The sequence below is a fragment of the Brevibacillus sp. JNUCC-41 genome (assembly GCF_014844095.1).
Lineage (GTDB): Bacteria > Bacillota > Bacilli > Bacillales > DSM-1321 > Peribacillus > Peribacillus aracenensis.
Window position 1 is genome coordinate 3,091,705 of record NZ_CP062163.1, and the last position, 21,867, is coordinate 3,113,571.

A 21,867-nucleotide genomic window follows, 5' to 3' on the forward strand; every position below is an offset into this window, starting at 1 on the left:
AATGAGTCTTCTATCGCTTGTGTTTTATAAGCTGCATTTGCGGCTCGTGGAATGAATAGGCAAACTGTTTTGTACGATCTTGATTTATTTCAACTTGAAGGCGTCATTGATACGCTCGTGTTCCCTATGAACGATTTTCTTTTCAAATCTCTGCTTATTCGCACTGGCTTTCACATGTGTGGAAATGAAAGAGAAGTCAATGGCAGCCGCCATTAAACGAACCAAATGGTTTGCGGGAAAAGCGAGTCCTGGGGAGACCCCGCAGGCGCAAAGGCGCCGAGGAGGCTCCCGGACCGCCCGCGGAAAGCGAGTGCCTGGAGTGGAAATCAACGTTTAAATGTACAAACCCTAAAACAAACTGTAGACAAACTCGATTTCCATCGAGTTTGTCTACAGTTTGTGCCTTTCTTCTATTTGAAGAAAGGTTTTTTCCGTTTATCCTCCATACCTACTGCATTTTTTATAACTTTCCTTTACATGGGGAAAATTAGAAGTATAATGAAATTATAAAGGTCAAAGTTGGTCAAACCGAATGGTGATTCGTTCATGATGTAGATGAATGGGAGGTTTTAAGATGGATATTAATAAAATGACGGAGAGAACCCAACAGGCGTTCATTGTCGGCCAGGAACTAGCCAAAGATAGAGGGAATCCCGAGTTGACGGAGCTGCATTTATTAAAGGTCTTAATGGAACAGGATGAAAGTTTATTAATCAGGATTTTATCGGAATCTGGTAAACCGATGAATCTATTTGATATAGAGCTAAATAAGGAACTGGATCGATTACCGGAAGTGAGCGGGAGTGTTTCCCAGGTTTACATGTCAACCTCCTTACAGCAAATTTTGTCAGCTGCCGAAAAGGAAATGCAAATGTGGGAGGATGAATATTTATCTGTCGAACATATACTGCTTGCGTCGTTGCAGGTCAATAAAACAAATGTAAACAGGCTTTTTTCAACATATGGAATTGATTATGATAAAGCAAAACGGGTTATAAACGATATAAGGGGGAATCAGCGAGTGACTAGTCAAAATCCTGAAAGCACTTATGAAGTACTGAAAAAATACGGCAGAGATCTCGTTGCTGAGGTTAAGTCGGGGAAGGTCGATCCAGTAATTGGCCGAGATACGGAAATCCGTAACGTCATCCGAATCCTTTCACGTAAAACGAAAAATAATCCTGTATTGATTGGAGAACCTGGAGTAGGTAAAACAGCGATTGTCGAGGGGCTGGCACAAAGGATCGTCAGGAAGGATGTACCGGAAGGTTTAAAGGATAAGACCGTTTTTTCGCTAGATATGAGCGCACTTGTCGCAGGGGCCAAATTCCGCGGTGAATTTGAGGAACGCCTAAAAGCGGTGTTGAGTGAGATCAAGAAGAGTGACGGTAAAATTCTTTTATTCATTGATGAATTACACACAATTGTCGGTGCAGGAAGAACGGATGGCGCACTTGATGCCGGAAATATGTTAAAGCCGATGCTTGCGCGCGGTGAGCTGCATTGTATCGGTGCAACTACCCTTGATGAATATCGGCAATATATTGAAAAGGATCCGGCTCTTGAGCGCCGTTTCCAACAGGTTCTGGTTCCCGAACCGGATGTGGAAGATACGATTTCAATTCTGCGGGGATTAAAGGAACGGTTTGAAATTCACCATGGCGTCAGGATACATGATCGGGCAATCGTTGCGGCCTCCGTCCTTTCGAACCGTTATATAACGGAGCGGTTTTTACCGGATAAAGCGATAGATCTTGTGGATGAAGCATGTGCGATGATCCGTATGGAAATCGACTCAATGCCATCCGAGCTGGATGAAATCACGAGAAAAGTCATGCAACTTGAAATTGAAGAAGCGGCCTTGAAAAATGAGGAGGACCCACAAAGCAAGGCAAGGCTGGAAGTACTTCAAAAAGAACTATCAGAACTTCAGGATCAAGCGAATAGCATGAAATCCAAGTGGCAAATGGAGAAATCAGCACTTCAAAAGGTGCAGGACAAACGTGAAGAGCTTGAGAAACTGCGTCATGAACTGGAACAGGCTGAGAATGACTATGACCTTAACCGGGCAGCCGAACTTCGGCATGGAAGGATTCCGCAGCTTCAAAAAGAATTGGAAACAATGGAAGACGAATTGGAAAAGGAAAAAAAGGAATCACGATTGCTTCGCCAGGAAGTGACGGAGGAGGAAATTGCCTCGATTGTTGCAAGGTGGACCGGAATACCGATAAGCAAGCTGGTGGAAAGTGAAAGGGAGAAACTGCTTCGCCTATCTGATATCCTGCATGAACGCGTAATAGGTCAAGGAGAAGCGGTGGAACTCGTATCCGATGCCGTTTTAAGAGCAAGGGCGGGAATTAAAGATCCAAATAGACCAATCGGTTCATTCATTTTTCTTGGGCCGACCGGTGTTGGTAAAACCGAATTGGTAAAAGCTTTGGCAGAAACGTTATTCGATAGTGAGGAACATATGATTCGAATCGATATGTCGGAATATATGGAGAAACATTCAGTGTCCCGCCTTGTTGGTGCACCTCCTGGATATGTTGGATTTGAGGAAGGAGGCCAACTTACGGAGGCTGTTAGGAGAAACCCATACTCAGTCATCTTATTAGACGAAATTGAAAAGGCACATCCGGAAGTTTTCAATATTTTGCTGCAAATGCTAGATGATGGGAGGATAACGGACTCCCAAGGCAGAACAATCAACTGTAAAAATACGGTGATCATCATGACTTCCAATATCGGTTCCCATTTCTTATTGCAGTCGAACCGGGAGGATGGTGGCATTGAAGAAGAAATAAAAGATCAGGTCTTTAAGGAATTAAGAGGCCATTTCCGTCCCGAATTTTTAAATCGCGTTGATGACATTGTTTTATTCAAACCTCTGACGAAACAAGAAATCGTTGAAATCGTGGATAAAATGGTTCATCAATTACAGGTAAGGTTAACTGAGCAAAATATAGTTTTGAACGTCACCGAAGCGGCTAAGGAATTCATTGCGGACCAGGGATATGACCCGGTATATGGAGCAAGACCGCTGAAGCGGTTCATCCAAAAGCATCTGGAAACGAAAATCGCCCGTAAAATCATAGCTGGGAATGTGGAGCTTAAAGAAGGAATCACGATTGATCATGCTCATGATGAATTGGTCCTCATATAAAAACGATGAAATGTAGTTTACACATAAGCAAAGTACGGTATAACAAAGAGGACATCCTAAAAAGGATGTCCTCTTTTGCTTCTTAATGTTGATGAGAGTCTTTAGCTGGCCCGGCAGGCAAGATAGCAGGGATGATACAAATCAGGATAGCAGCAGCTAATCCTAAAATCGTTCCCTGCGCAGCATCGTATGAAACTCCGATCATGGAAGAAACAACATATACAGTCATATGCACTAATAAGAATGTCCAAAAAATTGCCCAAGCATAACGCATCGAATTTCACCTCATTCCACTACATTCATTTTTATCTTACCATAATTAATATACAGTTAAAACGTGTTTTTAATAATAACCGTTAAATAATCCAATACATTAAATCATAAGAGAACTTTTTCCGGCAGACAAGTTGGTTCCAAACTTCAAAGGGGAACTCAAAGGGGAAAATAAAAACAAAAATCGTCCATGCTTGGTTAATTTAGGATGAAAAGTTAGGCATTTCCACTGACCCTTTCTATATTTCTTCATAAATTAATATAGTAGTAGTAATATTCCTTAAAGGAGTTTGAACGATGGAACAGCGAACTTTTCAAATTGATGACCAATGGAATATCATCTATTATCCAGAGCGGCCCAGTGGTTTTTCCGTAATGGTAATTGGAGACCGTAGTCATTTTGTCGAAAAAGACAGCAGCTTTTGGCTGCAGCATCCTGGCAGGCTGCAAATATTGGAATATTTAAAGGAATACGGATACACGCTATTTTCATCCAATTTTTACGGAGCCAACTGGGGCAGTCCTAAAGCACTGGACCTTTCCCTTAACCTATATATTCTTTTCATGAAAAAAGAAATAGTCAATCAAAGGGTTCATATATTGGCAGAGGGGACAGGCGCACTACTTGCCCTAAAGCTAATGAATGAACTTGGAAATAAAATTCGGTCTGTCGTATTGATTGATCCGGTTTTTTCTTTGAAAGCACAACTTGAGAAAGAAAAGGAAAACAAGTTCTTCTATAAAAAGTGGCTGTCAGAGGTTGCTGCTGCATATGAGCTCGATCCGGCAGAATGTGAACAGCATATCCTGGAGACTGAGGGTTCAGTTATCGCAGAGAATATCCCCATGAAAGTGATTCAGGTTTTTGGAAGCTTACGGAAAGAGCAAGCCTCCCTTTATCGGCAAATCCAGCTGGCTAGGAAAGCAGATTTGCAACTGACGTATATATTGCCCGAAAAACGTTATAAAATCCCCTATCAAATACAAAAGTTTTTCAATGAGAATGAAGAGATTTTATGAGAAGTGATATATTTTTACAATAGTTTGCATACGATACAGCATCTAAAAAAACTAGACGTGCCGGGTAAAGTGGGTTTGATGGCATAAGAGGAGGCTGTATTTATGCAAACGAACATTGTCATTGGCACTTATCAATTTGTGGGATTCTATGTGACTCAATATTTTTTGAACCAAGGTAAAGAAGTAATCGGAATCGATTGGGCTGATTCCGAAGCAAGTCAGTATATTATGGAAGAAAAGGAACTTGAAATAGGCAGGAATTCAAATTATATATACTTCCCGATTAATAAACTTAAATTATTGGATATTTCACAGCAGGACACGGTGTTCATATCTCTTTACGATATTCAAAGCGGAAAATTGGACAAAATCGATTTTCTGATAGGCGAAATCGTTTCCTTCATTGAGAAATTCAAAAATGGCAAGGATGAAATGCCAAATTTCGTTCTTTTCATGCCCATTGAAAAAGATGACAGTATATTTCAGTCCATATTAAGCTCGATTCGTGAAATAGATTCTGCGAAAATCATATTCTTACCGACGATTTTTGGACCTTGGCAATCGGAAAACATGAGCTTTGAATCTGGAATCAATCAGCTTGGACAGTCAGATATCAATGCAGCAATTGCTGCCGAATATACCGGAGATGCTCTCTATATCACAGACTTTGTTAACGCTTTGGAAGCAGTGCTTACCTCCTCTTCCGATAGGGACATCCAATTGTGCAGCAGTATAGATGATCATTGGAATAAATGTGCCAAGTTGATATTTGGTGAAAGTATGGATTCATCCACTTCCCAATCAACAACTAAAATCAATAAAGGAACAATATTTGAAGTGCAATGCAAAATGGAACCAGCAGAAGGCATTGCTTTACAAAGAAAACATAATAAACGATTAAACTTACTTAAAAAGTGGAGAAAGCGAGACTGACTTGGAGAGCGATAACCAAACATGAAATCGATAGCTTTCGATATTAGGGAAGGGCAAAACTGTATATTTGCCTCTAATCTATATGTCTTGTACTATAATGTTCAAGGATAGGAATTTTCCTCAAAAGATATTCATGTTTTTATATGTGCGCCCTTTACGAAAGGGTGTTGTGGAATTATGATAATATTGAGCTTTATATGGCATCACAATGATCAATTGGATGAATATTCAAAAGATAGGGGGGAAACGCGAATGAGTTCAGATAAAACTCTTGAATTTATGGGAATCGCCATGAAATACTTCCCAGAGGCTAAAGCGAAGCTTGAAGCAAGCGGGATTCCATTCTCAATGGAGATGGCAGAGCCATTCATGGAGCTCTTTAAAAGCGTAATGCAAGAAGCTTATGAGCTTGGCAAACAAGATGCCCAGCGTTAATTAAAGGCAGGCTGTCCGGTTAAAGGGCAGCCTTGATTCTTTATTCTTTTTTCAAGAACTTGTCGATCAATGGGTTCAGATTGATTTTATCGATGGTCGGTTTGTATTGACTGTATAAGCCCATCAATGTTTCAACGCTCTCCATCAATTGCATGTAATCAACCCTTGATTCCTCTTCTTGTTCCGGTTCAGCTTTCCTGCCAAACATCAAATTCGAAAAATGATCATCCGGGTTTCTTTCGCGGTTGCGATTGAAGATGTCCACAATGAATACCTCCTATACTCCCTTTATTTATAATGTATGTCCTAAAATTCCCTTGGCATAGGCGCTCGTCCGACTTCTGAAAGAGATTTCTTTAGCTTTTCAAACTGTTAACTCTTGCAAGGAAGTCTTTTTTTATATAAAATTAGTACCAGGTAATAATAGATGATTATAATAACTCATTAAAATATAAGGGGATGGCAAGATGAATGCTGGAATACTAGGGCTTGGCCGCTACTTACCCGAAAAAATCGTTACAAATGCGGATTTAGAAAAAATTATGGACACTTCCGACGAGTGGATCCGGACTAGGACGGGTATTGAGGAAAGAAGAATTGCAAATGATGATATTGATACATCAGATATGGCCTATGAAGCCGCAAAAGCTGCATTGAAAAATGCGGAAATTTCTGCTGAAAAGATAGATTTAATTCTTGTAGCAACTGTTACACCTGATCAGCCGTTTCCTTCTGTCGCTTGCATGATTCAAGAGAAATTGGGAGCTATGAAGGCAGCTGCAATGGATGTAAGTGCTGCATGTGCTGGTTTTATGTATGGAATGATCACGGCACAGCAATTTATTAAGACAGGTGCATATAAGCATGTGTTGATTGTCGGTGTTGAAAAACTTTCGAAAGTAACCAATTGGGAAGACCGTAACACTGCTGTACTTTTTGGTGACGGAGCTGGTGCAGTTGTACTTGGACCTGTATCTGATGGCAAAGGAGTCCTTTCCTTTGAATTAGGCGCAGATGGAACAGGTGGGAAGCACTTATTACAGGAAGGAGATTTCATTCAAATGAATGGACGTGAAGTATTTAAATTTGCTGTCCGTCAGATGGGGGAATCCAGCCTGGGTGTATTGGACAAAGCTGGTTTGACAAAAGAAGATGTGGATCTGCTTGTCCCGCATCAAGCAAACATACGCATCATGGAAGCGTCAAGGGAACGATTGAATCTCCCGCTTGAAAAAATGACAAAAACGATTCATAAATATGGAAATACTTCATCAGCGTCCATTCCGATTGCCCTTGTGGAAGAAATGGAAGCGGGAAGAATCAAGGAAAATGACTTAATCGTCATGGTCGGTTTTGGTGGTGGCCTTACATGGGGAGCAATCGCTCTTAGGTGGGGTAAATAAAAGAAGAAGCAAAACGTAAGTGCTTTAAAAATAGGAAGGAGCCATTTTTAATGACTAAACGCCGTGTAGTTGTAACAGGTATTGGAGCAATCTCTCCAGTTGGTAATGATGCAGAAACTGGATGGAAGAATATAATCGAGGGGAAATCGGGAATAGGACCTTTAACTCGTTTGAATGCTGAAGAATTCCCCGTAAAAGTGGCTGCTGAAATCAAGGAATTTGATATAGAGACATATATAAATCGTAAAGAAGCGCGCAAAATGGACCGTTTTACCCACTATGCAATCGCCGCTTCCGTTATGGCATATAATGATAGCAAGCTGGAAATAACCGATGAAAATGCTGCACGTGTCGGGGTCTGGATCGGTTCGGGTATCGGCGGGCTGGAGACACTTGAAACACAGCATGAAAACTTTTTAAACAGAGGATATAAACGGGTGAGCCCATTTTTCGTTCCAATGATGATTCCGGACATGGCAGCCGGCCAGGTTTCTATTTTACTGGGTGCAAAAGGCATCAATTCATGTACGGTAACAGCCTGTGCAACAGGAACAAATTCAATTGGCGATGCGTTTAAAGCCATTCAACGGGGTGATGCCGATGTCATGATCACAGGCGGGGCAGAAGCGCCAATCACGAAAATGTCTGTTGCAGGTTTCTGTGCAAATACGGCTTTATCGACCAACCCTGATCCACAAACGGCTAGCCGTCCTTTTGATCTTAATCGTGATGGTTTCGTAATTGGGGAAGGATCGGGAATTATCGTTCTGGAAGATCTTGAACATGCATTGAATAGAGGAGCCAAGATTTATGCTGAAATAGCTGGTTATGGCTCAACTGGAGATGCCTTCCATATTACCGCTCCGGCACCAGGTGGAGAAGGCGGGGCAAGAGCAATGAAAATTGCAATTGAGGATGCAGGTTTGAATCCGGAAGACATCCAATATGTGAATGCCCACGGAACGAGTACGCCATACAATGACAAATACGAAACGATGGCAGTCAAAGAAGTCTTTGGCGACCATGCTAATAAACTTGCAATAAGTTCCACTAAATCGATGACAGGCCATATGTTAGGGGCAGCTGGCGGTGTGGAAGCAATATTCACGATTCAGGCAATAAGGGACAGCATTTTGCCTCCAACCATCAATATTGAAACACCAGACCCTGAGTGTGATTTGGACTATGTTCCGAATCAAGCAAGGAAGGGCGAAATCAATGTAGCCATAAGCAATTCACTTGGATTTGGTGGACATAACGCAACCATTCTTTTCAAGAAGTATAAATAAGTTATGAAGGAAGGGCAGATCTTTTGGGATCTGCTCTTTTTTATTTTTAAGGGAAAATGAACATGCAAGGGATATAAAATGTGTCAACCGCCTTCTTGAAATCATACGATAGTCAAAAGAAGCGGAGGTGTATGGGAAATGGGAGTCATTTCAACCAATGAATGGATGATGAAGGATTTCAACCGCCCGGTCAAGATGATGGAAAGACTTAAAAGTACATTCAACAATATCCTTGATGCTGACATGATTTATCAACATTTATTAAAGCATGGCATGTATTCGCCGAATCAAAAAACAAAACTCATATGGGAAGATTTAAAAGAAAATAATGCATGGGAAAAAACAGAAAGCTTGTTTACAGCTTATAAGAAGCTTTGGGGAGGGCCTGATGTTCCCATATATATTTTTCCGCTTATGTCTTCAGGGATATGGAATAAAAAAGTTGAAACGAAGTCAGGGTTGGCATTTAGAGATAAACTATTCCTTTTTTACGGCAAGGGGATGGCCGAAAAGGAAATGGAGGCCCTGTTGATTCATGAATATCATCATGTTTGCCGTCTGCATCATTTGAAAAAGGACCAAAAAGACTACACTCTCCTGGATACGATGATCATGGAAGGACTGGCGGAAAGAACGGTGGAAAAATATTTAGGAGCAAAATTTTTAGCGAAATGGACTAAATTATATCAGGAAGATAAACTACGGGAATTTTGGGTCAGGCATTTAGAGGAAAAGCACAAGATAAAACGTACAGACCCTCTTCATGATGCACTTCTGCTTGGGACGAAAGGATATCCATATATGCTTGGATACTGTAGTGGTTATTACCTGGTGAAAAATTTTGAACTCTCTGTGAAGAGATCATTCATTATCCAATCTGAAAAATTCTTATCAAAAAAGAGTTAATATATACGTTCTTTTTTTCTTAATCTGTTTTCTAGAATAGGAATAAATTGTATGGTTCCTGCCTATACTGATTGACAAACAGAAATTTGTTTAAGTGAGGGATGAATGATGCTATATCTTCATGATGTATGGGTTAACTGGTTTGAAGGAGAAGAAAACGGCTATAATATTTGTCATTTTCATGAATGGAGGAAGGATGACGGGATTGAACTATTAGATCAAGTTCCTTTGTTGAAAGTGTCTTCAACATTGTTCCACTACATAGAGAACGACTTGTCAGAATTACCTAAGCCATTGCTCAATGATGTTTATCAAAAAGCATATGCAAGGAAAAATCATGAAAGAATTCAGCTTGACTATTGTTTTATCGTGACTGATGGAAATGGAATTTTAGCTGTTGATACGATAGGTTATCATATTCCGATCAGGAAAAGCAGAATAATTCCCCGGCAGGAACAAATTGTTTATGACATGATAGAAAACCATGATGAGATGGATTACACCTTTACTGAAAAACCTACATCTGAGAAAGAATATCATATTTTGTCGCCGTCTCCCTTATTCATGAACGGTTTGACAAGAAAAGAAAGACAGCTTAAGCAATTGTTATTCATGGCCATGGACCAATTATTCACTGCGAAAAACACTGCTGAAATCCGTTATTGGTATACAGAATGGGCCCCTGAGAAATATGAAAACATTCAAGAAATGGATTTTCAGATAGCTTGGCTTGAGTTATATGAAGAAATGAAGGAAGGCTGGTCAGAGAAGCACCTTCAACTTTGTGAAAACCTTGTGAAGGGGCAGCCTTTTTTTGAAAAGCTTTGGCAAGTGGAGGCTGGCGATAGCCCATCGATATTATGAACAAAAAGACGATCCGATGAGGATCGTCTTTTTTTAGGCTGTTTTCGCATATTTACCAAGTAAAGCGGTGTGGTGGATTTCCCCTCCAGATGCTCGCTTTCCGCGGGGCGGGCGGTGAGCATCCTTGGCGTAAACGCCTGTGTGGGGTCTCACCTGTCCCGCTGCTCCCGCAGGAGTCTCCCACTTGCGCTACAATCAACCTTAAATCGTTTAGTTTTTAAAAACAACAATCTTTACGAAAAGAGCCTTTTTTTATCTCTTTCTGCCTAGTCCCATGCCATTATACATTTTTCTGATCATTTTATTGGCTTCAATATTCGCCTTTTCTGCACCGCGGTCCAGAATTTCATCCAATTCAGGCGAATCGATCAATTCATTGAAGCGTTCCTGGATTGGTAGGATTTCCCCAAGAACCACCTCAGCCAAATCACTTTTAAAGTCACCATAACCTTTACCTTCATACATCTCTTCAATTTCTGAATAGGATTTTCCACTGAAGATGGAGTATATGGACATCAGGTTGGAAACACCCGCTTTGTTTTCCTTATCATAACGGACAATACCTTCCGAATCGGTAACTGCGCTTTTGATGTTTTTTTCGATTTGCTTCGGATCATCCAATAAGGCAATCGTTGCCTTTTTATTAGGATCAGATTTGCTCATTTTCTTCGTTGGTTCCTGAAGGGACATGATACGGGCCCCTTCTGTAGGGAGGCTGATTTCCGGAATTTTAAAAATGTCATTATGCTTTTTATTGAACCGTTCAGCCAAATCGCGTGTCAATTCAAGATGCTGCCTTTGATCTTCCCCGACAGGAACCACATCTGTACTATAAAGGAGAATATCGGCAGCCATTAGCGGCGGGTATGTAAGCAGTGCTGCGGATACCCCTTCTTTGCCAGCGGATTTGTCCTTAAATTGCGTCATTCTCTCAAGTTCCCCTATATAGGATATACTTTGTAAAATCCAGCCTGCCTGAGCATGCGCAGGTACTTCTGATTGAATGAAGATGGTATTCTTTTCAGGATCCAAACCAATGGCCAAATATAAAGCGGCCAATGTTTTAATGTTTTTCCTTAACTTAATGCGATCTTGTGGAACTGTAATTGCATGCTGGTCAACAATACAAAAGAAACATTCATATTCATTTTGTAAGTTAACGAATTGTTTCATGGCTCCAATGTAATTTCCTAAAGTAACGGAACCGGATGGCTGAATGCCGGAGAAAATCCTTTTCAACTGCTAGTCACTCCTCTAAATGCGTTTATTGATAAATGGATATTCGTTCTTCATTATTGTAAGGATAAATAGAAAATGAATCCACTTTCTTTGAAAGAAATGTGCGTGCTCCCGTGATGGGGAAAAACGCTCATTTAAATCTTGTGGAGGGCCGTTTTGTCCTGTATCGATGCCATTCTGAGAATACGAAATGTCCATTATACTGTATTTTAGCATTTATTCATATTAAATGTATAATCGAAACGGCAATCAAGCCGTTAGATTGGATTTTCCGTTTCTTTTTTTTGACATGGAAGAAATGAAGGGTTCGAGGAAAATCAAACCGTTTAACATATAGCACAATGAGCAGAGCATTTTAGGGAAGGATACTAACAAGGGAATACAGGATTGTGAACGTATTCTTAACTTTATAAAGCAGTTTTTCAAATTATTTTTAATATATAGGAGTAAAGTTAATTGTTTGTGGTATTAAAGAAAGGGGTTTATTATATTTGTTGAATATTGATGACTGATGGCGAATGAGGTGGAGAAAATGAAACCAATGTGTAAATGGTTGATGACAGGTATGTGCATATTCCTGATTCAACAGCCAGTTCATGCGCAAGGCATGAATGAAACCAGGCAGGTGGCATTAGAAAATAAAGAATTGCCTGTGAGCGTACCGCGTTTTGTTTTTGATTCGGGGTTGAAATTCGACTACCCGGATGCTGTGCGCGGAATATATGTGACAGGGCCTGCAGCTGGCAGCAATAAATTGAATGAACTTATTAAATATGTAGATGAAACCGATTTGAATGCGATGGTCATTGACATTAAGGATGACAGGGGGAACGTGACGTATAAACCCGAAGATCCCGGTTCTCCATATGCTGGGATCGGTAAAGACTACATAAAAAACCCAAGGTCAATGCTGAAAAAATTTGAGGATAAACAGATTTATCCAATTGCAAGGGTAGTCGTCTTTAAAGACTCCCATTTGGCCAAAGAGAAGCCTGAATTGTCTTTTTTAGATGGAGAAAAGGTATGGAAGAATGGTCGGGGGGAAGCCTTCGTTAACCCATTCTTAAAAGAAGTGTGGGATTATAATGTCGGTATTGCCATTGAAGCGGCAAAGTTGGGTTTTAAAGAAATTCAATTTGACTATGTCCGTTTTCCCGAAGGATTCGAAAATAAAGAAGATGATTTGAAATATGATGTAGGTGAATATGATGAAGCGAAAGTGAGTAATACAGCTAAAAGGGTTCAGGCAGTGACTGATTTCGTAAGTTATGCGAGGGAAAAACTGGAGCCATATGGTGTGGAAGTATCAGTGGATATTTTTGGATATGCAGCTACATTGCCTGAAGCTCCCGGGATTGGTCAAAACTTCACAAAAATCTCTGAGAATGTTGATGTAATTTCCTCGATGATTTATCCGAGTCACTGGACATCTTATTTTGGTATCGATAAGCCGGATTTGGAGCCTTATAATCTCGTTAAGGAATATGCAAAATTAGAGAACGGAAAGCTGAAGGAATTAAAAACACCACCTACTTCAAGACCTTGGTTACAAGATTTTACTGCCTCATATTTAGGAGAGGGGAATTACCAAAGGTATGGTAAGGAAGAAGTGGAAGCCCAAATAAAAGCATTGAAAGACAATGGTATTGATGAATACTTATTATGGAATGCAGCTAATCGATATACAAAGGGAGTAGACTATACCCCATGAAAAAAAGGATGACCTAGGAAGTTTCTTCCGGTCATCCATATTCTCTCTGAATTACCGCTTTTTATTCCCACCAACTTGACTCCATCCTGACTGAATTCGTTTCGAATGATCGAAAATATGAGAGTGACGTTTCCCGCCAAACCATTTTTCGCCGATGCCATTCGTCACAACGCCATTCACGGCTGTAATGCCAATAACGCAAGCAGCGACTAAAAAAAAGTCCAAAAAGTAACTGATCATCAAAACCCTCCTAATATTTTCAAGCTATTCAAGTTCCATTGTAGTGGATAAGAAATAATCTGGAAAGTATAAACTAGCAAATGAGGAGATTAAATTATGAATTGGTACGAAAAGCTAAACCAGTATTTCCCTATTGAAGAGATGAAGTCCAAAGAACATATAGAAGTCCTTTTAGAAGATAAGCAGGAAATATATAAAAAAGATGAAGGTCCCGACCATGTTTTATTGTATGTGGAAGGGGACGAGTTTATATTCGTTGATTACCTTTTTGTATCAAAGAAATCAAGGGGGCAGGGACTAGGAAGGAAATTGATTCAAAAATTGCAAAAAAAGCAGAAAACGGTCTTGCTGGAAGTAGAACCAGTACAAGAAAATGATGATGACACATTTAAAAGGCTGAAATTTTATAAAAGGGAAGGATTCCGGCATGCCTCTTCGATCTCCTACAGCAGAAAATCGCTTGCCACCAAGGAGGATACGCCTATGGAAATCTTATATTGGCCCGCAAATTCATCTGTTGATGAAGAGGACGTATTTGATTTCATGAAAGAGATTTATTCTGAAATCCATACTTACAAAGATGATGATCTTTATGGGAAATCTTATCAAGATGTAGAGGATGTACTAAGCTTGAATGCAGGTCAGGAAACGGATATTTTTAAAGAGGTGCAAATTTGAGTATAAGGGCCGGTTGTTTCACCGGCCCTTTTTAATTTGTCGAAAAGTGTCCCAGCAAAAAACAACCGGAACGTTTGCAAACTGTCTTTTCTTATTGTGCATATTTTGCATTAAATTGAATATCTATAACTTCTTGGAACTAGCTGATTTTTGAATTGTTTTTACTTTTGGAAATATATGTGCTAAAAGAATGGTTTTTAATGTAAAAGGAGGAATTTGCATTTGATTAAAGAAAATATATTAACATGATCTTGTTTATTGACAAAGATTGGGGGTAAATAAAAGTAAAGAGTTATTTAAAGAATCATGAGGGCCGTATTGAGAGTTAAATGAGAATGGTAGGTAGGTATTTTCAATTAGAAAAAGCAGTTTTAATGTATTACATAAAAAACGGAAAAAGTTATAGTACAGGCTAAACTAGAAGTTTAAAAGGATTTTTCCAAATATCAAAAAGGGTATTCATTTTAAATAAATTAGTGTATAATAAAGAAAATGAAATACTTAATTAAAATTATTTCAAATTAGAGTGGTACTTATGAATACTAATAGTAGATTTCCCCTCATAGATCACCGATTCTATATTTAGGGAGTGTGAGTAAACATGGTAACATTATATACATCACCTAGTTGTACTTCATGCAGAAAAGCAAAAGCATGGTTAGAGGAACATGAGATTGGATATAAAGAAAGAAACATTTTTTCAGAACCGTTAACGATTGATGAGATTAAAGAAATTCTTCGCATGACAGAAGATGGAACCGATGAAATCATTTCAACACGGTCAAAAACTTTCCAAAAGTTAAACGTAAATTTAGAGAGCCTGCCTCTTCAAGAATTATATAAATTGATCAAGGAGAATCCAGGTCTGTTAAGACGTCCAATTATCCTTGACGAGAAACGGCTTCAAGTTGGTTATAATGAAGATGAGATAAGACGCTTTTTACCACGTAAAGTCCGTACCTTCCAGTTACGGGAAGCACAACGTATGGTCAACTAATAAGGTCTTTCAAGCTCTGCCAGGAAATGTGCAGGGCTTTTTCTTTATACATAACGTTTCACTGTTTTTTTTAACTTAATGAAGGGGAACATAAAAGAATCCTTAGGCGGCAGCAGACGTTTTGGATTTGCAGCAGGTCCCTTGAACCGGACATCAATTAAAGAAAAAATAAAGAATGCAGCTCATCATGCTGTGTATATAATAAGGCATTAATGGCAGTAAGATCAAAATTAATAAAGCATTATGATAGTTGCATCAGGATGAATTATTTTATAGAATGAATGGAATATTAGGCAAACAATTGTTTTTTAGATAAGTAATGTTTTTTATTTCCCTTCTTCAAGGTTTTGTCATAAAATGATTTAAAATAGTCCGTTTTAATGACTATCATGATTTACAGTATTCACTTACGGGTAAAGAGCTTTTAAGAGCAATTTTCGCTTGGGGGTTATTATCCCTTCAAAATGAGAAAGGAAGGGAGAGGGGAATCATGGAAATCGAACGCATTAATGACGATACAGTAAAATTTTATATTTCCTATATAGATATTGAGGAAAGAGGCTTTGATCGCGAAGAAATTTGGTACAGCCGCGAGCGAAGTGAGGAGCTTTTTTGGGAAATGATGGATGAAGTGCATCAAGAAGAAGAATTCATGATTGAAGGACCCTTATGGATTCAAGTTCAAGCCCTTGAAAAAGGCTTGGAAGTTTTGGTCACAAAAGCCCAGCTTGCCAAAGATGGTCAGAAACTCGAGCTGCCTCTTTCAGATGATAAGTTAAGGGATTTGAATGTATCAGACAAGATGGATACGCTTCTTGATCAACATTTTCATGGTAAAGATGAAGAAAGCGGTATGACATTCGAAGATGGTATGATTGAATTCATCACGACTTTCGAGGATTTTGAAGATGTCATTTCATTAAGCAAGCGTCATGGCTTGGATGAATGGACGACAAAACTTTATGTTTATCAGAATAAATATTATCTTTATATCGAATTTTCCGAGGCGGAGATTGATGAGGAAGAAATCGATAATGTTTTAAGTCTTTTATTGGAATATAGTCAGGAGTCACCTATAACGGTGCACATGCTTGAAGAGTACGGGAAGATAGTTATCGAAAATGATGTATTCACAACGGTCGATAAATATTTCGCATAGACTGTTGAGGCCGATTTCAGTAGAAATCGGCCTTTTCGTCCAAGAATAAATGTTTTTGCCTTAGCATGGAGGTTTTATAAATATGCCTGTGTTTGTTAATTGGAGGTAGTCTAGGTGAAGAATATAGTTGGCGTCGGTCTGCTTATTCTCTTGTTAGTCAGTACATGGCATTTTCTAATAAATGGCGTCGATGGCGGGCTGATTTTTTATTTAAGTCTTATATTGACCCTTTTCTTGGTGATAATTGGATTCAACATTTTCATGGAAAACCGAGATCCCATCCAGACCATAACATGGCTTGTTATTTTTTGCGCTTTCCCATTCATCGGTTTCATTTTTTACTTTTTGTTTGGCCGTAATTTTCGGAAAGAGAGGATATTTCGCAAGAAGTACTTTTTGGACAAACAGAGTTTCGTGAAAATAAGCGGCGAAGCGGATTATAATGAACGAATTAAGGAAATGGGCGAGAACCCTCAACAGTTAATCACTCTTGCAAATAGGCTGGGGAATAGCCCTATTTCATTTCAGACTGAAACCCGGGTTCTAAGGAATGGTGATGAAACATTTTCCAATATCATCGAAGAATTAAAAAAAGCCAGACATCATATTCATTTAGAATATTATATTGTTAGGGATGACCGCATTGGCAGACTGTTAAAAGACATCTTGATACAAAAAGCAAAAGAGGGGGTAGAGGTCCGATTTCTATATGATGCGGTTGGTTCTTGGAAGTTAGCACGTTCTTATATCGATGAACTGAAGAATGCGGGAGCTGAAATGGTGGCCTTTGGTCCGCTGCATCTCCCTTTATTAAATAATAAATTCAACTTTCGTAACCATCGTAAAATAATTGTGATAGATGGTTCTGTCGGTTTCATCGGCGGTCTCAATATTGGGGATGAATATTTGGGACAAGATCGGAAATTCGGTTCTTGGCGGGATACGCACCTTATCATAAAGGGAGAAGCTGTCAGGACTTTACAGCTCATATTTCTCCAGGATTGGTATTATAGCACCAATAATAGTTTTTTAAGTGATGAATATCTCATGGCCGGACTGCCGAACCATCACGGATATGGCGGAATTCAATTGATTGGAGGCGGGCCTGATAGTGAGTGGACAATCATAAAAAGCATTTTCTTTAAAATGATCACTTCAGCAGAAAAGTCCGTCTGGATAGCTTCCCCGTATTTCGTTCCTGATGACGATATCTTACAAGCATTGAAGGTGGCCGCTTTAAGTGGTTTGGATGTCAGGCTGCTCGTCCCGAAGAACCCCGATAAACGTATCGTATTTCATGCTTCGAGAACTTATTTTCCCGAATTGCTTGCTTCCGGAGCTCGTATTTTCCAATATAATGAAGGCTTCATGCATAGTAAAATCATCATCGTGGATGATCAACTGGCATCAATTGGGACAACCAATATGGATATGAGGAGCTTTCACCTGAATTTCGAAGTCAATGCTTTTCTCTATCGGACGGAAAGTACTCAGCAACTGGTGAATGATTTTTTGGAAGATATAAAGGTATCCCAAGAAGTGGAGATTGGTGCGTTTTCCAAACGGAATTTCGGTTTGAAGGTTTTGGAGTCCACTTGCCGATTGCTTTCACCCCTTCTTTAGATACTTTCGCTTATGCCGATAAGGCATTTTTTTTTGCGGATTAAAAGGAATCCTAAGCAAAGCAGGCGAATGTAGTGGATGAGGAGGAGATGTATGCTAACTGCGATAAAGAAAGATGGGACATGGGTTACCCTTCCTGAAAAGATACCAGCAAACGTGATTGATGAATGGAGAAAGTCAGCAGATTATTACTGTCCATGCTGTAAGATGGAAATGACCATCAAAGCGGGAAAAGTCAGGATCCCGCATTTCGCCCATAAAAATAGTTCGACATGCCGCGCTTCTTCAGAACCGGAATCCGCCTATCATTTATTGGGAAAAAGAAAATTATTTCAGTGGTTCTTATCACATGGTTATCAAGTAGTTTTAGAAGCCTACCTTCCCGAAATTAAGAAAAGGGCTGATATGTTGGTTGTGATAGGAGGTAATCGCTATGCAATAGAATTTCAATGCTCAGTTATCCCCGAGGTTGAATTCATTGAAAGGACAAAAGCCTATCAAAGCATAGGCATCAAGCCAATTTGGATCCTTGCTGCAAAACGCTTAAAAAGGAAAAGCTTGTATGAATTCAGTTTATCCCGCTTCCACTGGCTCTTCGTCACCGGCAGCTTCCATCACCCTTTTCTTTGGATGTATTGCCCGGAAACGGATCATTTATCAGTATTGAAGAACCTCACTCCTTTTACCCCCAGAACCGTCTTTGCCGAATTGACAACAGCTTCATTAAGGTTCCTTCCCCCAAGTCGTGCATTGCCCCAAAACTGCTTTAGATTCCCTTTTCTGCCCGCATGGAGATATAAACGAAATCGCTGGTCCCTCCATCGAGTGAAAACAGCACGGAGATGCGATCCTTTTTTCGAAGGGCTATATTTACATCATATTTCACCTGCGACACTTCCAATTGAAGTGGGTGTTCCGGTCAGAGGGATGCTGTTGATCGAAACTGCCTCGATTGAATGGCAGGCATGGTTATACATGGATGTGTTTCATGAGAAAAGAACAGGGGAAAAGATTTCTATGGCTGATATTCTCCATAATTTTAGAAAGCGTTCAAAAAAAGGTGGAATAAAGTTCAGACCGTTGCCTTTGCTTCATGAAAAACCCATCGAGTATCCTGTAGGTCAATATATCATGCTTTTGATGAAATTTGGTTATTTATCAAAACTGAATGAAGGGGTTTTTAAAGTTGAAAAGGAAATTACCCCTCCCTTTACCAGTGATCAAGCTCAAATTTTGGAAAAAAATTTCTATGATAAGCATAAATTGATGATGGAAAAGGGGAATATCCAGTATAATCAGTGATAACATCTCTATTTATCTTGAATTCAGATGAATGGGCAGGATTATTTTTGTTAATGGAGAAATAGTAATAAGAACTGGGAATTAAGAAAACTTTAAGAAAGAATGAACGCTGAATGAAGTATTGCAGCGTTCGATCCGGTTTAAAGATTTAGCCCAATGGCAAGTTTCTATAGAATGGGGAGGAATTTTTTTATGGCACAGGAAACAAAAGCAAATACATTACCTTCAAGAAGTGAAATAGCTCCTGAAGATACTTGGAGACTGGAAGATATCTTCGCAACCGAGGAAGATTGGGAAGCTGCTTTCAAAGCGGTAAAGGAAGACCTCAAGAAGGCGGAAGCACATAAAGGGACGTTGGGAGAAAGCGCAGAAAAATTATTTGCGGCCCTTCAACTCCAAGATGAGGTATTCGAGAAGCTAGGGAAAGTTTATTCTTATTCACATATGCGCAATGATCAAGATACAACCAATCCTTTTTATCAAGGGATGGAGGATAGGGCAAAAGCTTTATACGCCCAGGCAGCTGCTGCGTTTTCATATATGGTTCCTGAACTATTGAGTATTGATGAAAACAAAGTGGAAGGGTTTTTGGAAGAAAAAGAAGATTTGAAATTATACAAACATTCTTTAGAGGAAATCAATCTTCAGAGGCCCCATATCTTATCTGCTGAGCAGGAAGAATTATTGGCGCAAGCATCAGAAGTACTTGATGCATCGGGCAACACTTTCGGTATGCTAAACAATGCCGATTTGAAATTCCCGACCATTAAGGATGAAGAGGGAAATGAAGTGGAAATCACTCACGGAAGGTATATCAGTTTTCTTGAGAGTGAAGATCGCCGTGTACGTGAGGAGGCATTTAAAGGGGTATACAGCAAGTATGGAGAGTTCCGTAATACATTTGCTTCAACCCTGTCAGGTGAGGTGAAAAACCACAACTTCAATGCCACGGTTCGAAAATATGATTCAGCACGCCAAGCGGCGTTAAGTAATAATAACATTCCGGAGACCGTATACGATAATCTCGTTAAAACGGTCAATGACAACTTGCCATTACTGCACCGCTATCTTGATTTACGTAAAAAAGTACTGCAATTAGACGAACTTCATATGTATGATCTATTCACCCCTCTTGTTAAAGAAGTGAAGATGGAAGTGACATATGATGAGGCCAAAGATTATGTCCTTAAAGGTCTTGCTCCGCTTGGGGAGGACTATTTGAACGTTTTGAAAGAGGGATTTGAAAATCGTTGGGTCGATGTGCATGAAAACAAAGGGAAACGAAGCGGTGCCTATTCTTCTGGTACATATGGGACGAATCCTTATATTTTAATGAACTGGCAAAATAACGTCAATAACTTATTCACGCTCGTTCATGAGTTTGGACATTCGGTCCATAGCTACTATACACGTAAATATCAGCCATATCCATATGGGAATTATTCCATATTTGTAGCGGAAGTTGCATCGACCTGTAATGAAAACCTGTTGAACGATTATTTACTGAATTCAATCGAAGATGAAAAGAAACGCATCTATTTATTGAATCATTACCTGGAAGGTTTCCGCGGCACACTGTTCCGGCAAACGATGTTTGCAGAGTTTGAACATACGATTCATTTAAAAGCTCAAAATGGGGAAGCGTTGACAGCGGATATGCTTACTAAGGAATATTATGAGCTGAACAAGAAATACTTTGGAGAGAACGTGACCATTGATGACGAAATCGGTTTGGAATGGGCGCGTATTCCACATTTCTACTATAATTACTACGTTTATCAATATGCAACAGGAATCAGTGCAGCAACAGCATTGAGCAAGCAAATCCTTGAAGAAGGAGAGCCTGCCGTCAAAAGGTATCTGGAGTTCTTGAAGTCAGGAAGTTCCGATTATCCGATTGAAGTGCTCAAAAAGGCTGGCGTCGATATGACAAAAGCTGAACCTGTACAAGAAGCCATGAATGTATTCGAAGAAAAATTAAATGAGTTGGAAGAGCTTTTGAATAAATAAGATGTGAAAAGGACCCGAGCACTTCGGGTTCTTTTCAACTTATATGCATGTCCGTCATAATCCTTTAAATCGATTTCTCTGATTTAAGCTATGAAGAATTATGAAGAAAACAAAAAATAGAATAGGGGAGGTAAAATACAGAGGAATGAGGTTCATGATACCGAGCAGCTGGACAAATAGCGACCCTATCAAGAGTATGAGTAGAATAAAGCCTTTCAATTTGGTCACCTCCAACAGGCCGCAGTAAAAGCTCATCTGCGCTTTATTAGATAGTATGTTTTAAAATAAGCAGTATTCTAAAAATATGACAATAATGTGAAGCTGCGCACAAAGTTCTTGCTTTTAAGGTGCATAATCTGCTATAGTACAGATATAGAAGTTATCACATCCCAAACATATACCCCTTTGTTTGTTCGTCGTGAAATTTCTCCTATCCCCTTATTCGCATAAATAGATGAAAAACCCCAGCAAATTTCGTGATTTGCCGGGGTTTTTCATTTGCAGAAAAGTAAAAGTACAAAATGACGCAGGTTGTAACATAATTTGTACGAAAGATTAGGAAATAAAAACAAATGATTTAATATTTTTGTGATTTGTTTCACAATTAAATTCATTCCCTTGC

General features: G+C 39.4%; 19 protein-coding genes. 15 read left to right on the plus strand and 4 right to left on the minus strand.

The genetic code is table 11. The features are described 5' to 3' along the window. The first annotated feature begins 574 nt into the window (after positions 1-574). On the plus strand, positions 575-3,163 hold the full coding sequence (gene clpB / locus JNUCC41_RS15030) for an ATP-dependent chaperone ClpB (protein ID WP_192203703.1): 2,589 nt from the start codon (positions 575-577) through the stop codon (positions 3,161-3,163). A gap of 82 nt (positions 3,164-3,245) precedes the next feature. Here the strand turns inward: clpB and JNUCC41_RS15035 are convergent, their stop codons facing one another. Next, the gene (locus JNUCC41_RS15035; RefSeq protein ID WP_076367140.1) at positions 3,246-3,437 is read right to left on the minus strand and encodes a YjzD family protein; all 192 of its coding nucleotides are present in this window, start codon (positions 3,435-3,437) and stop codon (positions 3,246-3,248) included. Positions 3,438-3,733: 296 nt separating this feature from the next. Here JNUCC41_RS15035 and JNUCC41_RS15040 point away from each other — a divergent pair, with 296 nt between their 5' ends. The 3 genes from JNUCC41_RS15040 to JNUCC41_RS15050 all read left to right on the plus strand — a co-directional run bounded on the left by JNUCC41_RS15040 (position 3,734) and on the right by JNUCC41_RS15050 (position 5,824). Next, the gene (locus tag JNUCC41_RS15040; RefSeq protein WP_192203704.1) at positions 3,734-4,456 is read left to right on the plus strand and encodes a hydrolase; all 723 of its coding nucleotides are present in this window, start codon (positions 3,734-3,736) and stop codon (positions 4,454-4,456) included. Between the two features lie 102 nt (positions 4,457-4,558). Further along, complete coding sequence (locus tag JNUCC41_RS15045; RefSeq protein ID WP_192203705.1) at positions 4,559-5,389, plus strand: Rossmann-fold NAD(P)-binding domain-containing protein; 831 nt, start codon at positions 4,559-4,561, stop codon at positions 5,387-5,389. Between the two features lie 252 nt (positions 5,390-5,641). Beyond that, positions 5,642-5,824 carry a ComZ family protein gene (locus JNUCC41_RS15050; protein WP_034314525.1) on the plus strand — a complete coding sequence of 61 codons (183 nt, stop codon included), beginning with the start codon at positions 5,642-5,644 and terminating at the stop codon, positions 5,822-5,824. A gap of 40 nt (positions 5,825-5,864) precedes the next feature. On the opposite strand, the gene JNUCC41_RS15055 is transcribed toward JNUCC41_RS15050, so the two are convergent. Continuing rightward, the gene (locus JNUCC41_RS15055; protein ID WP_192203706.1) at positions 5,865-6,089 is read right to left on the minus strand and encodes a hypothetical protein; all 225 of its coding nucleotides are present in this window, start codon (positions 6,087-6,089) and stop codon (positions 5,865-5,867) included. Positions 6,090-6,291: 202 nt separating this feature from the next. Here JNUCC41_RS15055 and JNUCC41_RS15060 point away from each other — a divergent pair, with 202 nt between their 5' ends. From JNUCC41_RS15060 to JNUCC41_RS15075, 4 genes are all read left to right on the plus strand, one after another. Then, entirely contained in the window at positions 6,292-7,227 is a 936-nt protein-coding gene (locus tag JNUCC41_RS15060) for a beta-ketoacyl-ACP synthase III (RefSeq protein WP_192203707.1), read from the plus strand. A gap of 50 nt (positions 7,228-7,277) precedes the next feature. Next, entirely contained in the window at positions 7,278-8,516 is a 1,239-nt protein-coding gene (fabF, locus tag JNUCC41_RS15065) for a beta-ketoacyl-ACP synthase II (RefSeq protein ID WP_192203708.1), read from the plus strand. Between the two features lie 138 nt (positions 8,517-8,654). Beyond that, positions 8,655-9,422, plus strand: a complete 768-nt coding sequence (locus JNUCC41_RS15070; protein ID WP_192203709.1) for a DUF2268 domain-containing putative Zn-dependent protease — start codon at positions 8,655-8,657, stop codon at positions 9,420-9,422. 108 nt (positions 9,423-9,530) lie between these two features. Beyond that, positions 9,531-10,286, plus strand: a complete 756-nt coding sequence (locus tag JNUCC41_RS15075; protein WP_192208171.1) for a YjbA family protein — start codon at positions 9,531-9,533, stop codon at positions 10,284-10,286. A 252-nt stretch (positions 10,287-10,538) separates the two neighbouring features. On the opposite strand, the gene trpS is transcribed toward JNUCC41_RS15075, so the two are convergent. Further along, positions 10,539-11,525, minus strand: a complete 987-nt coding sequence (gene trpS / locus JNUCC41_RS15080; protein WP_098371292.1) for a tryptophan--tRNA ligase — start codon at positions 11,523-11,525, stop codon at positions 10,539-10,541. A 565-nt stretch (positions 11,526-12,090) separates the two neighbouring features. Between trpS and JNUCC41_RS15085 the strand changes: the two genes are divergently transcribed. After that, positions 12,091-13,236 carry a putative glycoside hydrolase gene (locus tag JNUCC41_RS15085; RefSeq protein ID WP_228467663.1) on the plus strand — a complete coding sequence of 382 codons (1,146 nt, stop codon included), beginning with the start codon at positions 12,091-12,093 and terminating at the stop codon, positions 13,234-13,236. Between the two features lie 51 nt (positions 13,237-13,287). On the opposite strand, the gene JNUCC41_RS15090 is transcribed toward JNUCC41_RS15085, so the two are convergent. Then, complete coding sequence (locus JNUCC41_RS15090; RefSeq protein WP_192203711.1) at positions 13,288-13,476, minus strand: hypothetical protein; 189 nt, start codon at positions 13,474-13,476, stop codon at positions 13,288-13,290. A 96-nt stretch (positions 13,477-13,572) separates the two neighbouring features. On the opposite strand from JNUCC41_RS15090, the gene JNUCC41_RS15095 reads away from it, so the two are divergent. From JNUCC41_RS15095 to pepF, 6 genes are all read left to right on the plus strand, one after another. Continuing rightward, positions 13,573-14,154 (plus strand): GNAT family N-acetyltransferase, encoded by a 582-nt coding sequence (locus JNUCC41_RS15095; protein ID WP_192203712.1) that lies wholly within the window; start codon positions 13,573-13,575, stop codon positions 14,152-14,154. 601 nt (positions 14,155-14,755) lie between these two features. Further along, a complete protein-coding gene (gene spxA, locus JNUCC41_RS15100; protein WP_034314502.1) occupies positions 14,756-15,151 on the plus strand; it encodes a transcriptional regulator SpxA in 396 nt (131 codons plus the stop codon). A gap of 490 nt (positions 15,152-15,641) precedes the next feature. After that, on the plus strand, positions 15,642-16,310 hold the full coding sequence (gene mecA / locus JNUCC41_RS15105) for an adaptor protein MecA (RefSeq protein WP_192203713.1): 669 nt from the start codon (positions 15,642-15,644) through the stop codon (positions 16,308-16,310). Between the two features lie 114 nt (positions 16,311-16,424). Then, complete coding sequence (gene cls / locus JNUCC41_RS15110) at positions 16,425-17,933, plus strand: cardiolipin synthase (protein WP_192203714.1); 1,509 nt, start codon at positions 16,425-16,427, stop codon at positions 17,931-17,933. Positions 17,934-18,026: 93 nt separating this feature from the next. Further along, positions 18,027-19,235 (plus strand): competence protein CoiA, encoded by a 1,209-nt coding sequence (locus tag JNUCC41_RS15115; protein ID WP_192203715.1) that lies wholly within the window; start codon positions 18,027-18,029, stop codon positions 19,233-19,235. A 192-nt stretch (positions 19,236-19,427) separates the two neighbouring features. Further along, on the plus strand, positions 19,428-21,245 hold the full coding sequence (gene pepF / locus JNUCC41_RS15120; RefSeq protein ID WP_192203716.1) for an oligoendopeptidase F: 1,818 nt from the start codon (positions 19,428-19,430) through the stop codon (positions 21,243-21,245). The last annotated feature ends 622 nt before the right edge of the window (positions 21,246-21,867 follow it).